Source organism: Hymenobacter setariae (assembly GCF_007713685.1).
Lineage (GTDB): Bacteria > Bacteroidota > Bacteroidia > Cytophagales > Hymenobacteraceae > Hymenobacter > Hymenobacter setariae.
Map to the genome: position 1 here is coordinate 1,571,384 of NZ_VMRJ01000001.1, position 14,339 is coordinate 1,585,722.

At 60.9% G+C, this 14,339-nt stretch carries 10 protein-coding genes; 3 read left to right on the plus strand and 7 right to left on the minus strand.

Annotation, left to right across the window (positions count from 1 at the left end):
• Nucleotides 1-89 precede the first annotated feature (89 nt).
• Nucleotides 90-1,556, plus strand: a complete 1,467-nt coding sequence (locus FNT36_RS06490; RefSeq protein WP_144845521.1) for a glutamate synthase subunit beta — start codon at nucleotides 90-92, stop codon at nucleotides 1,554-1,556.
• A gap of 88 nt (nucleotides 1,557-1,644) precedes the next feature.
• On the opposite strand, the gene FNT36_RS06495 is transcribed toward FNT36_RS06490, so the two are convergent.
• The 7 genes from FNT36_RS06495 to FNT36_RS06525 form a co-directional block, all read right to left on the minus strand.
• Entirely contained in the window at nucleotides 1,645-2,097 is a 453-nt protein-coding gene (locus tag FNT36_RS06495) for a winged helix-turn-helix domain-containing protein (protein WP_144845523.1), read from the minus strand.
• A 56-nt stretch (nucleotides 2,098-2,153) separates the two neighbouring features.
• Nucleotides 2,154-3,326 (minus strand): FAD-dependent oxidoreductase, encoded by a 1,173-nt coding sequence (locus FNT36_RS06500; protein ID WP_144845525.1) that lies wholly within the window; start codon nucleotides 3,324-3,326, stop codon nucleotides 2,154-2,156.
• A 30-nt stretch (nucleotides 3,327-3,356) separates the two neighbouring features.
• Nucleotides 3,357-4,115 carry a helix-turn-helix domain-containing protein gene (locus FNT36_RS06505; RefSeq protein ID WP_144845527.1) on the minus strand — a complete coding sequence of 253 codons (759 nt, stop codon included), beginning with the start codon at nucleotides 4,113-4,115 and terminating at the stop codon, nucleotides 3,357-3,359.
• 82 nt (nucleotides 4,116-4,197) lie between these two features.
• The gene (locus tag FNT36_RS06510) at nucleotides 4,198-4,608 is read right to left on the minus strand and encodes a lysozyme inhibitor LprI family protein (protein ID WP_144845529.1); all 411 of its coding nucleotides are present in this window, start codon (nucleotides 4,606-4,608) and stop codon (nucleotides 4,198-4,200) included.
• An 85-nt stretch (nucleotides 4,609-4,693) separates the two neighbouring features.
• Entirely contained in the window at nucleotides 4,694-5,521 is an 828-nt protein-coding gene (locus FNT36_RS06515) for a phosphatase PAP2 family protein (RefSeq protein WP_233635717.1), read from the minus strand.
• Between the two features lie 215 nt (nucleotides 5,522-5,736).
• A complete protein-coding gene (locus FNT36_RS06520; RefSeq protein WP_233635718.1) occupies nucleotides 5,737-6,168 on the minus strand; it encodes a YdcF family protein in 432 nt (143 codons plus the stop codon).
• 14 nt (nucleotides 6,169-6,182) lie between these two features.
• Complete coding sequence (locus tag FNT36_RS06525; RefSeq protein ID WP_144845533.1) at nucleotides 6,183-7,046, minus strand: urease accessory protein UreD; 864 nt, start codon at nucleotides 7,044-7,046, stop codon at nucleotides 6,183-6,185.
• 191 nt (nucleotides 7,047-7,237) lie between these two features.
• Here FNT36_RS06525 and FNT36_RS06530 point away from each other — a divergent pair, with 191 nt between their 5' ends.
• A complete protein-coding gene (locus FNT36_RS06530) occupies nucleotides 7,238-7,954 on the plus strand; it encodes a 3-ketoacyl-ACP reductase (protein WP_144845535.1) in 717 nt (238 codons plus the stop codon).
• A gap of 246 nt (nucleotides 7,955-8,200) precedes the next feature.
• A complete protein-coding gene (locus tag FNT36_RS06535; protein WP_144845537.1) occupies nucleotides 8,201-14,233 on the plus strand; it encodes a carboxypeptidase-like regulatory domain-containing protein in 6,033 nt (2,010 codons plus the stop codon).
• Nucleotides 14,234-14,339: the final 106 nt, after the last annotated feature.

Below are 14,339 nucleotides of genomic sequence, written 5' to 3' on the forward strand. Positions count from 1 at the left end.
GTTCTATAACCGGAACTAGGGATGAGGAGCACGCCGCCTGAGCCAGGCCTTTTTGAGTTTTTAATTGGGAAACAACTACTTCATTTATAATGGGCAATATCACCGGCTTCAAAGAATACCCGCGCACTGCGCCGCCCAAAGCGGCCCCGACCGAGCGCGTGGCGCACTACCAGGAGTTTATCGGCCTCTACCCCGAGCCAGAACTGCACAAGCAGTCGGCCCGATGTATGAATTGCGGGGTGCCTTTTTGCCACTCGGGCTGCCCGCTGGGCAACATCATCCCGGAGTTTAACGAAGCTGTGTACCAGCAAGATTGGCGGGCGGCGTATGATATATTGTCGGCCACCAACAACTTCCCCGAGTTTACGGGTCGCATCTGCCCCGCGCCCTGCGAGTCGGCCTGCGTGCTGAGCATCCACAGCGCGCCGGTGGCCATTGAGGAAATCGAGAAGCACATCATCGAAATCGCCTTCCAAAAAGGCTACGTGCAGCCTATCGCGCCGGTGCTCAAGACCGGCAAGCAAGTGGCCGTAGTGGGCAGCGGCCCGGCGGGCATGGCCGTGGCGGCGCAACTCACCGAAGCCGGACACACGGTTACGGTATTCGAGCGCGACCCGCACCCGGGCGGCCTCATGCGCTACGGCGTGCCCGACTTCAAGCTCGAAAAATGGGTGATTGAGCGCCGTATCAAGCTGCTCGAAGACGCCGGCGTAACCTTCCGCTGCAACGTGGAAATCGGCCGCGACCTGTCGGCCGACGAGCTGCGCCAAGCCTTCGATGCGGTAGTGCTAGCCGGTGGCGCCTCGGCCCCGCGCGAGCTCGACTTGCCCGGCCGCGACCTCAAGGGAATCCACTACGCCATGGAATACCTCACGCAGCAAAACCGCCGCGTGAGCGACACGCCTGTTGATAACGAGCACATCTTGGCCGATGGCCTCGACGTGGTGGTAATCGGCAGCGGCGACACCGGCTCCGACTGCGTGGGTACCGCCAACCGCCAGCAGGCCAAGTCAGTAGCGCAATTTGCCATGATGCACCAGCCCGGCGAGGAGCGCCCGGCCCATACGCCCTGGCCGCTGTACCCTACCGTATTCCGCACCAGCAGCTCGCACGAAGAGGGCTGCCAGCGCTACTGGGGCGTGAACACCAAGGCCTACCTAGGCGACGAAAACGGCGACGTGCGCGCTCTGCTCGTGAGCGACGTAACCTGGGAAACCGATGACATGGGCCGCCGCATCCGCTTCGAGGAAGTGCCCGGCTCCGACCGCGAAATCCCGTGTCAGCTGGTGCTATTGGCTCTGGGCTTTACGGGCCCGGCCAACGCCAGTCTGCTCGACCAGTTCGGGGTAAGCCTCGACGCGCGCGGCAACGTGCACGCCCCCGAAACCACCTACCACACCAGCGTACCCGGCGTGTTTGCAGCCGGCGACATGCGCCGCGGGCAGTCGCTCATCGTGTGGGCCATCTCAGAAGGCCGCGAAGCCGCCCGGCAGATTGACATGTACCTGATGGGTAAGACAAGCCTACCGAGCAAGAATGCGGTGGGGATGTTTTAGTAAATTGGTATAAAATAGAAGCCCCGGAAGCAATTGCTTTCGGGGCTTCTTCTTTTATGCAGGTTACTTACATTCCATGCATATTACATTAACCAAGAATGTACTCAAATTTTTCAAAATCAAACTTCACTTTGTTTGTTCTTTCGAAAAGAGTTGCACTGCTTTCGTCAATTCCGTAGTTCCAATGATAGTAATAGTCATCCTCTATATACCGGATGACTTTTCTAAGCTGACTAATAGTTATTTGATTTGGAAGTGCTATTTCTTCTACCAAGGCCTCCGCACGGGATATCATAATACCATGGTTATGATAGCTTTCTCTTTCTATTGCCTCGTATCCTTTTTTGTAAACGTCTATTGACCTATAAAAAATACTAACCCCACCCCCATACATATTAACAATATATCCTTCTTGATACAACGTGTTTCTTGCTTTTTTTAATGACGCACGTGTTCTATTTAGTTTGGATGCAATATCCTCCCAACTAGCCCCATCATTAGCCTTTATAAGTTTTACAATCTTTTTCTCTAGCTTTTTCATTTTCAGCCTGTAGGGCTAGGGTAATTAGTGTTGCTAAAGTAGAGAATGGCATCTAATTACTCATGCAATACGTCTCCTCTAAACAGCCCCACCAAATACGCCAACCCACCCTGCGAGTGCAGCACTGCTGTTTGCTCCATCGTATCTTGAGCTACGGCGGAGGCACGCTGGCGCATGTGCTGCTCATAGTGCGTGATGGCGGCTTGCAAGTCAAGAAACTGTGGGCTGGTGAGGCAGTTACTTAGCTCCAGGGCGTCGAGCATGGCCATGTTCACACCTTCGCCGGCGTAGGGCGGCATGACGTGGGCGGCGTCACCTAGGAGGGTGAGGTTAGGCTGAGCGGGCCAGGTTTGAGTGAGCGGCATGCAGTACTGCGGGCGGGACACGCAGGCGGCGGGCTCGGTGGCAAACAACTCTTCCCAAAGGCTAGCCCACCCAGCAAATGCCTGCCGAAACCAGGCTTTCAGCTGGGCCGCGTCTTGGAAGCTGAGGCCACTGGTTTGCGCCCACGTTTCAGGGGCTTTAAACCCGAGGTAGAAGTTCAGGCTGCCGTCGCCTTTGGCGCTTACTACCAGCGTTTTTTCGTCACCTAGGGCAAATAGTTTGCCGCCTTGCAGCAGCTGGCTCACGCGGGGCGCTTGCTGGGCCGCGTTAGGCACAATGCCTTCTACTATCATTACACCCGAGTAGAACGGCCGAATGGGCGTCACGAAAGGCCGGATTTTTGAGTTGGCACCGTCGGCCCCAATCACTAGGTCGGCCGTGGCAGAGGTGCCGTTGCGAAAGGTAATTTCCCAGGCTGGCCCGGCCGGCTGCATGGCCGCAAACTGCCGGTCCCATACTACGGTGTCGGGCTGGAGCGAGTCGAGTAGCAGGTCGCGCAGGGGGCCGCGGTCAATTTCAGGCCGGAAGTGCACGTCGCCGAAGGTGGCCGTTTGGGATTCGGTGTGGTCGTCGTGCACGATGGTGGCGTGCTGGTCGGTCAGGCGCATGTGGTCGGCACCGGGGCGGTAGGCCGCCCGAAAGGCATCGAGCAGGCCCGCCTGGCGCAGGGCAGCCAGACCCGAGTCGTGGTGCAGGTCGAGGGTGCCGCCCTGCACCCGCTCGTGGCAGCTGGCGTCGCGCTCGTACACGTGCACCGTGGCACCGCTTTGCTGAAGCAGGCGGGCCAGCGTGAGGCCGCCGGGACCACCGCCAATAATGGCTACTTTCTTACCTAGGAGGAGCATGGCTGAATGCGAGTGAGATTCAGCACAAAACTATTTTTGGGGCAAGGTGGAGAATTGTATAAATCGGTCGTCTTGGTTGCGGGCCAACTCTTTGGGCACCACACCGGCATATTTCTTGACTTCCCGAATGAAATGGGCTTGGTCGGTGAAGTTTTGCTCGGGGAAAAGTTTGCCGGCTTTGAGGTGTGGGAAGGAGGCGCGGAATCGCAGAATATTGCAGTAGGCCTTGAGCGACAAGCCAACCATTTGCTGGAAATACCGATTGATTTGGCGACTGCTCCAGGCTGCCGCCTCGGCCAGCGCCTCTACCGTAATGGCCCCGTCGGCGGCGTAGAGCAGGCTGAACAACTTGCGCTTGCGCGCATCCACTGCGAGCGGCAACCGACCTAGAAGCGCCGCCAATACCTTGGCGCAAAAACCGTCGAAATCGGCCAAGTCGCCGACCGTTATGCCTAGGTAGTCGGTTGGCAGATACATACCCGTGTGCAGCAAAGCGGCAATCCGCACTGGCAATAAGTATTCGACCGCCAGCAACTTCCAGCTGATGGTTAGCATGCGGGCGCGGGGCGGAATCAGCGGCGCGCTCGGCCGGCTGTCCAGTCCAAGCAACACTACGTGGTAGGGCTCGGTGGCCGAATCGGCAAACACCAAGTCGGGCCGGCCATCGGGCACAAGCGCCACGACTTGGGCGGCATCCGAGTGGTTGGCTAGCATCCAGAAGCTTTCCACAAATTCGGCCAGCTCAGGAGCGGGTTGTACCGTGCGGTATTCAAGGTCTTGGAAGGCCATCTAGGGCAAATTTAAGCAGCTTGGCAACTCCGGCTTGCACCTAGTCAAAGTTGCCAGGCCGCGGCACGCCTAGCTAGCCAGCCTACTTCTTAGCACCAGCAACCTTCACCGAGCCATTGCACATATCGCCTTCCGGAATGCCCGTGAGCCACAACCGAAGCTGCTTGGTGCGGGCTTTGGTGAGTTCTTCCATGCCATTGGAATAGCACACGGGGAAAAAGCTACCGTATTCGACGAGCGAGTTGGTGGCGGGGTAGCGGGCTTTCATCTCGGCGTCGCGAAACTGAACCCAGAGCTTCTGGGCGGTCTTTAGGCTTTGCAGGAAGGCCGTTTGGGTGCAGTATTCTTTGAAAATCTGCTGGTAGACGCGGTTTAGCTCCTGGTCGGCCTTGCGATAGGCGGCATCGGCCTCTTGGTTCATCTGAGCCTGCGACTGGCCGAAGCTGCTAACACTAAAGAGGCTGCACGCCAGCAGTAGAAGAATGGTTTTCATGCGTTACGAAAGGATATTGGGCCGTTTGCTACTCGCGGGCATACGGTAGCCACGGGCATTTTGCTACCTGGCCAGCACGCCGGCCCTACAGCTGCTTGCTCAAGAGCAGTCCGCTGTACGAATAGCCGTTTATGTTCACGCCTTGCAGCGGCGAAAACGAGATACCCTGGCGCGCGGCCACTTTATGCAGCTGCGGCACTACTACGCCCATCGTGGCGCCCACGGCGTAGCCCACTATGTTATCGGAGAGGAAATGCTTGCCGGCCTGAATGCGGAAATACGCTACAGCCGCGGGCACGGCCGCGGCTGCGCCCCACACGTAGGGCTGGGCCGGCGAGTCAGGGTTATAATCGTGGAAGACTTTGGCCGCGAAGAAGGTAGCGGCAGCCGTGTGCGCCGTGTGGCCCGCAAAAAACGAGTTGGTTTCGATGCGGCTGGTGCGCTGGTCGCCGCCCTCGGTGCCATAGAGGAAAGGACGGTAGCGCGGGATATTGCCGATGGAGGTAGTGAAAAGCGCATCGGCCGCCAGCACAGTCTGTAGGTAAAGCACTGCCACCTGCCCATAATGGCTGCGGATGCTGGGACTCAGGGCCAGCAAACCGGGGGCGATGGCCAGCGTGGGATAGCAAAGCAAGTCGCTGGCCGTTTGGGCGCGGGCGCTGTAGTATCCCGCCGAAAAGCGGTCGAAGCTGGGCACGTCTTCTTTGCGCAGCGCGGCTAGCTCGGTAGTCGTGAGCCCAGTGCGCTGCATAGAGCGGTAAAGGCCGAAGCCGCTCACGGCCAGCTCGCCGGCAATGATAGGTGCATCCACGGCAAAGCGCGTGTGGTAGGGCGAGGGCACCTTCTGGGCAGAGGCAGGGACGCTGGCCAACCCTAGGGCACCAGCAATTAGTAAAGCGGAGAAGTTCTTCATACAATTAGAAATGAGACTAAACGCAGTCATTATGGCTAGGGTTATTTCTTAGGTGCCTGGTCTGCCTGCGGAAAGAATAAGGCGTGGTAGTACGCTACAAATTCGCGAAGCAGCGAGTAGATATCCCGCCACTCGAAATAAACGGGGCTCGCGCCGCTCACCGCCGTAAAGCCAGCCTGCCGAAACAGCAGCTTGGTGCGGCTGATGTGGTAGAACTACGACACAACCAGCACACTCCGAATGGGCTGCGTAGCCCGCAGGCGGGCCGTATTGCGCACGGTCTGCTGGGTAGTGTTGCCGGCATTGTCTACGATAATAACAGAATCGGGCACCCCGTGAGCGCGCAGGTAGTCGCGCATTTTGGTGCCCTCATAAAAGCCTTCCTTACCCAGCCCGCCGCTTACCAGCAATTGCCGCACGCGGCCGCTGCGGTAGAGCGCCAGCCCGCATGCCAAGCGTTGGGTCAGCCGCTGCGACAGTGTACCATCCTCATTGACCTTGTTGCCCAAAACCACCCCTATATCGGCTCGCCGCTGGTCATCGCGCAGGCCATCCCAGGTGATTACCAGCGTGTGCACCAATACCCAGGCCGCCAGTAGCCCTAGGCCATAGATTATTTTTCTGAGCCAAGAAGAACGGCGAGTCATACCCTAGCAGTAGCCTAATACTTGCGTTGCAGCGCATCAAATCCTAGCAACTCTTCTCCTGCCAGCGCTATTGCTACAGCCTGGTATACCGGCTCCAAATCGAGGCGCGACATACCTAGGGCGCGCACCAGCAGCACATTGTCGCGGGCCTGAGTCACGGCCACCACGTAGGGCCGGCCGGCCAGCGTAGCGTGCAAGTCCGTTTGGCCGGGTGGTGGCAGTTGGCGCAAGGCGGCAGCCAATCGCTGAAACTGCACGCCAGCGGGCGGCCCCACCAGGTAAAGCGACAGTGCCGAATGGTACGGCCCAAACGTGGCCTGCGAGGTAGCCAAGTGCTCGGCAGGCCGCAGAGCAAAGCGGTCGAGCAACGCAAGGCGGCCCGCCACGCTCACGCGCAATTCGGTGCCAAAGGTGGTGAAGGCAAATTTCTCGCCTAGGTCGGTGCGGCCGGCGTGGGTCCAATCGGCGAGCAGCAGGGTAGCCGTGGGGGACAAGTGCCAGTGCTGGACCTGGTGGTAGCGGCTGTCGGCCTGGGGCACCAGCGGGTCGGGCAGCACCACGGCCAGGGCATTTTCGGCTACGTGGCCTTCGGTGAGCTGCTCGGCGTGGCGGCCGTCTATCGACTTAAAGATGCGGGTATTGGCTTGGGTGCTGAGTAGCAGGCGGCTTTCGGCCTCGCAGCGCACGCGCAGCCGAATGCTGTCGCCGGCCAGCAGGCCACCGCCGTAGCTGGCCAATACGGCGTGGCAGGCGCGGCCAGCTGGGGCGGTGGGGTTGATAATCTTGAGAGGCTGGAGGCTGCGGCTGGCCACCAAGCGCGACTTGCCGCGCACCTGGGCCACAGTGAGCGCACTCCACAGGATAGCGTCGTCGGGCATTAGGGCGGCAAGGTAGCGCGGTGTAGCCTGGACTTTGTAGTCCGAGCGCTCGCAAAGTGAGCATCTGTGTAAGCAAACGTCTGCCAGCGCATCTACGAGCTGCGCTAGCGCCCGGACTACGACGTCCAGGCCACTCCAGCCAACCTAGGAGCTGAATTACGAGTTATACGGCCACCTCTTTTCAATTTCTTATGGAAAACCTAACCGGAAAAACTGCCCTCGTAACGGGCGCAGGCAAAGGCATCGGCAAAGCCGTAGCTGTAGCGCTCGCCAAAGAAGGCGTAAATGTGGGCCTGCTGGCCCGCTCTACCAGCCAGCTCGAAGAAGTTGCCGCCGAGCTGCGCGCCCTAGGCGTGAAAGCCGCCGTAGCCTCGGCCGACGTGGCCGACGAAGCCGCCGTGCTGGCCGCCGTGGCCCAGCTCAAAGCCGACCTAGGGCCGGCCGATATCCTTATCAACAACGCAGGCATTGGCACGTTTGCCAAGTTTTTGGACATGCCTTCGGCCGAGTGGGAGCGCATTATTCGTGTCAATTTGCTGGGCGTTTACTACGTGACCCGCGCCGTGCTGCCCGATATGCTAGACAAGCAGAGCGGCGACATCATCAACGTTTCCTCGACTTCGGGACAGCGGGCGGCGGCTGGCAGTAGCGCTTATAGCGCGTCCAAATTTGCCCTTATGGGCCTCACCGAGTCGCTGATGCAGGAGGTGCGCAAGAGCAACATCCGCGTGTCGGCCCTCACGCCAAGCACGGTGGCTACCGAATTAGCCATCAATAACAACCTCACCGACGGCAACCCCGAGAAGGTGATGCAGCCCGAAGACATCGCCGAGTTCATTGTCTCACAGCTCAAGCTGAACCGCCGCATTTTCATCAAGGAAGCGGGCATGTGGTCGACTAATCCGTAAGTGTTTACCCCCCCCGGCCCCCTCCCCTCCGGGAGAGGGGGAGCCTGACGACTTGGTAGTACCCTGTGGTTGATGACCAGTGTTTTTTTTGAAAAAAGCCCTTGGTCAACTGTCGGTAGCTAACGGCTAACGCTAGGCTCCCCCTCCTCCGGAGGGGAGGGGGTCGGGTAAACACGGCTGGGCAGCCACCTCGTGTGCAATCCGCCCCAATCTGGCATCAGAAGGGTTCTACCCTTCTTGCCACCTATGCCGCGACTGCTACTTCTCCTACTTTTCTGCGGGCTTCTCACCACAGCCCAGGCGCAACAGCGCCTCGCGGCGGCCCGGCAGCGCAGCTACCTTACCAAAGTTTTCCGCCTGACGGAGGCCCAGACGCGGCACCTCTACGAGCACGGCCTAGGTGCCACCCGGCCCGACTTTTTTGCGGTGCCCGTCGATTCGTTTCCTACCGACAGCCTACGGCCCCGGCCCTTGCCGCTGGGCTACTACCTAGTGGCCCATACCGAGGGCGCACAGCTGGTGTACTGGCTACGCACCGAAACCAACCGTACCATGGAGGTACTCAGCAACCAAGTAGACTTGGCGCTGATAGTGCGCGACTCGCTGGGCCGCCTGCTACCAGGGGCGCGGGTGCAGTTAGACCGCCGGCCGGTACCCTTCGATGCTGCCACCGGCACCTACCGCCGGGCACGGCGCGGCCACGCGGGCCTGCTGGCCGTGGCCTACGGCGGGCGCACCACGTTTCACGCGCTGGAGCAGCCCCGGCAGGGGCTGCGTTCGCTGGGCGGCCGGGTGTGGCGACGGGTAGTATTTGGCTGGCCGCTGGGCTATGCCACGAGGCCGCTATACCAGCTGGGGCGCGACCTAGGGCACGTCTCGCGCACCAATACGGGCATACTAGGGCTATTACGCTCACCCTTCAATGAAGATGTGCGCGACGCCCGCCAAGAAAGCCGGGATAACCGACGTGAACAACGCTGGGCTAGCTATTTGGTATTTAGCCAACCACGCTACCGGCCTGCCGGCGACACCCTGCGTCTGAAAGCGCGGGTACTGCGCCGCCGCACCGGCCGCCCCTACCGTGGGCCGCTCACCCTATATATGAGCGGTGCCACTAGCGGCTCTAAGCGCCTAGTAAAGCTACTGCCAATACGCCCAGGCTCCTACGAATATACTCTACCTCTGACCGATACGCTCGGCCTGCGCCCTGATACCGATATACAGATTTATCCAGAAGTCACCAACGGCGTTTGGCTGACTGGCAATAGCTTCCGGGTTGAAGACTACGAACTCGACAATGCCCATTACGCGCTGCGCGTTGCCGAAAAAACCCAGCGCCACGGCCAGCCGCAGGCCGTGTACCTACGCGGTACTGATGCCAACGAGCTACCCCTGCTCGATGCATGGGTGCGGCTAGCTGTGGTGCCACAGCGCGAGCCGGGAGCGCTACATAGGCGGCAAGTTTTCATTGCCGATACGCTCTGGACGCACACCCAGGCCCTCGACCCAGTGGGCGAAACCCGTATCAACCTACCGCCCGGCATCTTCCCCGACGTAGATTTTGGCTACGTAGTGCGGGCCACTTTTCTCACTGCCGACAACGAACGCCACCTCGAAACCGCCGACGTAGCCTACCAGCGCGACCCTGGCCGGCTGCTGCTCACGCTCAGCGCCGACTCGGTGCGTCTCAGCTACGACTCGCTGGGCATGGCGCGGCCCCACCGCGCCACGCTGCACCTAGGTGGCCACAATGAGTCCGGCCAAGCCAAAATGCTGCCCCGCACCGTGCAGTTGCCGCTGAGCCTACCACTCGATTTTTTAATCGAAACCTACCGCCTTACTGATGCAGCCGGCCGCTCGGCCAGCCTCGACCTGACTGCCGACAACGCCGGCCTGACCCTGCGCTCTGACCGCACCGCCGACTCGGTGATAATGGCCGTGAACAACCCGCACCGGGTACCCTTCTGGTACTTTGTGTACCGGGGCAATGCGCTGCGCTACCGCGGCTACGGCTCCACATATCAGTTGCATATCAAGGATAAAAGCCCAGTGGCTTGGCACGTGTCGCTGCACTACCGCTGGGGCGCGGCCCTGCGGGTGGCCGAGTACACGGTAGGCGCACCACCGCGCCAACTGCTGGTAGCTACCGACCAGCCCACCTTGGCTTATCCTGGCCAGAAAATCAAGCTAGGCTTTACCGTCACCGACGAGCGCGGGCGGCCTGTGCCCGATGCTGACCTCACGGCCTACGCGTACAACCACAAGTTTGAAGCGCCGAATTTGCCGGCCGTGCCAGCGTTTGCGCGGCCAGTAGTAGGACGGGCAGCGCGGCGGCGCTTCAAGCTGGATGCAGGTTTCGACCAGCGTGAGGCAGCCCGCCGGCCACTGCCGTGGGCGCGGTGGCACACGCAGCTAGGGCTCGATTCGCTACAATTCTACCACTTTCTGTATCCTGAAACTGGCCTTTTTCAGGAGTACCGGCTCGCGCCTGGTGGGCTTACACAAGTAGCCCCATTCGTGGTTGATTCGGGGCGAGTGTTGGCGCCTATCGCGGTGTATATCGATGGGCAGCCAGCTTACATTCACGATGTTAACCAACACGACCCCTACGCGCTGGTGGCTGATAGTGGCCGCCACACGCTGAGCCTGCGCCTGCCCGACCAGCTCATTACTCTGCGCAACGTATACCTGCGACCGCAACACAAGCTCACGCTGAGTGTGGACCTGCACCACCCGAGTCCCGAACTGACGGTGGAAAAGCGCCCGCACCAGCTCACACCCACTGAGCAACTGGCATTGAGCCGTACTATTTTGCTGGTCGATGAACCCCGAAACTCGACTTTTACCGCACTGCGGCAGGGCCAGCAGCTGCGGGTACTACGCGGCTATGGCTATGGCCTAGGTCGCCGCCAAACCGGCCCATTTCGGCCCGACTCCGTGCTGCTGCGCCGCGCCGATGGGCTGCGCCTCAAGTTTTTGTTTGAGCCACTGTTTGCCTACACGCCACAGCCTAAGTTGTTAAAAATGGTGGATGTACCGGCAGCGCGCTTCGGCCGGCTCGATGGGGCAGGGCTGCCCGACGCGCTGCCGCTGGCCGATTTTGCCCTTACCGAGGCCACTATTCGGCCTCAGCTCTACCCTACTCCTTTCGAGCCTGAGGCCGAGCTCTACGAGCCTACCCAAACGTCGCCCGGCCAGGGGCGCTTGGTACTACACCTACCGCCACGCCCTGACACGGCTCGCTATCCGTTGCCCACGTTGCGCTACGTGCTGCTCACGCGGCCCGACCAGCCCAAATACTTGCGCCTGAGCCGGCAGTGGCGGCTGCTTGCCCTAGCCCCCGGCCGTTACCGGGTAGCCGTGCTGCTCAGCGACAGCACCTGCCTAGCACCTAGGGAACTGGCCAATGTACAGGCTAATGGCCAGCTACATTTTCAGTTGCGTTGGGCCGACCGGCAGGCGGCCGGGACACTTAGCCGCCGCATTGGGCGGCTGGTGCGAGCGCGCTACTTCCGCGTGACGCGGGCGCCAGCCGCCCGGCCGGCGCCCGCGCCGCAGCTGCTTCCCATGCGGTCGGGGCCACCACGGCCCAACTGGCGCACGTTGCGCGGGCAGGTGCTGGACGCCGAAACCGAAGAGGGACTGCCAGGGGTGACGGTTTTAGTAAAGGGAACCGATATCGGTACCGTTACTGATGTAGACGGGAGCTTTATACTGCAAGTGCCGCCTAGCACTTCTGCTTTGCTAACTTCCTACGTGGGATATGTCACCGCTGAACAGGAAATCAATTATGCAAACAACGTCGTTTTCAAGCTGCGCGCCGACACGAAGCAATTGAATGAAGTAGTAGTAGTGGGCTACGGCAGCGTGCAGCGGCGGGAATTAACCGGCGCAGTTGCGTCCATAGCATACGGTTTGCAGGGTAAAGTTGCGGGTGTGTCCATTACTTCCAATAGTGGCTATATCAATAGCAGCGTAATGATTCGTGGCAGTAGCTCCCTGTCCGGCGAACAAGCGCTACTCGTGGTAGACGGCATCGTATATAGCGGTAATCTGGCCGATATTTCACCCGGTAATATCGCCAGTACCACGGTGCTGAAGGGCACTGAGGCCACAGCCATCTACGGCGCACGGGCCGCTAATGGCGTATTGATAATCACCACCAAAGGCAGCCCCAACCTAGGCAAGCTCAAGCCACTGCCTGCCCTTGCCGCGCCCACCCTGCCCGACGTACCCACCGGCGACCCACGCTTGGCCCTGCGCCGTCGCTTCCGCGACTATGCTTGGTGGCGGCCCACCCTTATCACCGACGCGCAGGGCCGCGCCACTACCGACGTAGTGCTGCCCGACGACGTAACCAGCTGGGACACCTTCGTCATTGGCTCGGATGGGCACCGGCGCACGGGTGCGGCCACCGGGCGGGTGCGCTCTTTTAAAGGCCTGCTGGCCGAGCTAGCAGGGCCACGCTTTCTGGTGGCCGGCGACCGGGCGCAGCTACTAGGCAAAGTCCTGAATTATCGCCCCGACACGGCACAAGTCACGACTACCTTTAAAGTAGGCGCGCAAACCATACGTAGCCAGACGCGGCGCGTCGGCACGTCAGTTATTGATACGCTGACGGTGGCTGCCCCGGCCACGGGCGCCGATTCGGTGCAGGTCACGTTTGGCCTCGCGCAGCCCTCGGGCTACGCCGATGGCGAGCAGCGCAGCCTGCCTGTGCTGCTCGCCGGCACTCGCGAGCAGCTAGGCACTTTTGCGGCCATCATGGCCGCCGACACCACCCTGACGCTACCCCTAAACCCCGCCCTAGGTGAGGCTACGGTACACCTCGAAAGCGACGCCCTGCCCACGCTACTAGCCGAGATACGGCACGTGCAAGCCTATGCTTATCTCTGCCACGAGCAACTGGCTTCTAAGCTACTAACGCTGCTGCTGGAGCAGCGCATTCGGGCGGCGCGGGGTGAGGAGTTTCACGGACAGCGGTCGGTGAATGCACTCATTCGCAAGCTGCAGCAGGGCCGACCGCAGCCCGATGCGCTGTGGGGCACTTGGCCGGGGGCCGCGCCCAGCCTCTGGGTGTCGGCCCACGCGCTCGAAGCCCTACTGGCCGCTGAGAAGGCCGGTTTCAAAATCAACCTTGACAAGCCGCGGTTGCAAGCCCGCCTGCTGCGCGAACTGGATGAGCGCCTAGGTGCCCCCGCTCTGCTAGCAGCGCTGCCTGCCCCGCGGCGTGAAGCGGCCCTGTCCACCCCACCCAGCCCCGATGCCGATGAAGCCTTGCGGCTACTGCGCGTACTGCACCAGCTCGGCGCTCCTGCCGACTACCGCACCTACCTCGACCGCCTCGACCGTGCCCAACCCGGCCGCCGCGCCCTCGACCGTTACCTGGCCAGCGTGGAATTGCGCCAGCAGCTAGGTTTGCCTTACCAGCTTGACAGCCTACGGCGCTACCGCCTGCGCACCGAGCTAGGCGGCGCATTATACGCCGACACGGCAGGCCGCAACACCTATTATCGCTACCTGCTGCCCGACCGAGTAGGCACTACCCTACTGGCCTACCGCGTGCTGCGCACCCAAGGCGGCCACACCGCCGAGCTAGCGCGGCTGCGTACGTTTTTGCTAGGTCTGCGAGGCGGCAGCTATTGGGGCAGCACCTACGAGGCGGCTCAGATACTGGCCACCATCGGTCCCGACTTACTAGGTCCTGGTAGGCAAGCGGCCACGGCCCAAGTGCGCCTAGCAGGTGCGCCGGCCGCCGAGGCGGCGGGCACCATCAGCAAGTTTCCTTTCACCTTGAAGGTACCCGCTACCGGCTCGCTCACGCTGCGCAAAACCGGCACCCTACCCGTGTACGCCACTGCCTACCAGACCCGCTGGAACCCCGCACCCACGCCCGCTGCCAAGCCCTTCACCGTAACTACTACCCTAGGTGGCCAAACAGGAAGCCGCGTGCAACTGCGCGCCGGCCAGCCCGCCGAGCTCGTCGTGACAGTAGACGTGAAAGCGGAGGCGCGCTACGTGCTGCTCGAAGTACCCATTCCGGCCGGCTGCTCCTATGGCCCTGCGCCGATGCGCAATTCACTCGAAACACACCGCGAAAACCTGCGCCATCAGGCCGGCATTTTTATTGACCGGCTGCCTGTGGGGCGGCATACCTTCCGGGTGGCGCTGCAGCCACGCTACCGCGGGCAGTACACCCTCAACCCCGCTCGTGCCGAGCTAGTGTACTTCCCAACCAAATTCGGGCGTACGGGCGGCAAGCAAGTCCGAATTCGATAAGAAATAAGCTTAGTTACACGCTTAAATAGCCTGAACAGTAGATAAAGTTGCTAAATACCATTAAACGGGTAAATGCCCCCTTTAACGGCCCATTTTGGACTATCCA

Excerpts from the sequence above, each read along its gene's own strand:
- FNT36_RS06530 (WP_144845535.1), top strand. The coding sequence starts at position 7,238 with ATGGAAAACCTAACCGGAAAAACTGCCCTCGTAACGGGCGCAGGCAAA.
- FNT36_RS06520 (WP_233635718.1), bottom strand. The coding sequence starts at position 6,168 with ATGACTCGCCGTTCTTCTTGGCTCAGAAAAATAATCTATGGCCTAGGG.
- FNT36_RS06505 (WP_144845527.1), bottom strand. The coding sequence starts at position 4,115 with ATGGCCTTCCAAGACCTTGAATACCGCACGGTACAACCCGCTCCTGAG.
- FNT36_RS06510 (WP_144845529.1), bottom strand. The coding sequence starts at position 4,608 with ATGAAAACCATTCTTCTACTGCTGGCGTGCAGCCTCTTTAGTGTTAGC.
- FNT36_RS06525 (WP_144845533.1), bottom strand. The coding sequence starts at position 7,046 with ATGCCCGACGACGCTATCCTGTGGAGTGCGCTCACTGTGGCCCAGGTG.
- FNT36_RS06500 (WP_144845525.1), bottom strand. The coding sequence starts at position 3,326 with ATGCTCCTCCTAGGTAAGAAAGTAGCCATTATTGGCGGTGGTCCCGGC.
- FNT36_RS06490 (WP_144845521.1), top strand. The coding sequence starts at position 90 with ATGGGCAATATCACCGGCTTCAAAGAATACCCGCGCACTGCGCCGCCC.
- FNT36_RS06515 (WP_233635717.1), bottom strand. The coding sequence starts at position 5,521 with ATGAAGAACTTCTCCGCTTTACTAATTGCTGGTGCCCTAGGGTTGGCC.
- FNT36_RS06495 (WP_144845523.1), bottom strand. The coding sequence starts at position 2,097 with ATGAAAAAGCTAGAGAAAAAGATTGTAAAACTTATAAAGGCTAATGAT.
- FNT36_RS06535 (WP_144845537.1), top strand. The coding sequence starts at position 8,201 with ATGCCGCGACTGCTACTTCTCCTACTTTTCTGCGGGCTTCTCACCACA.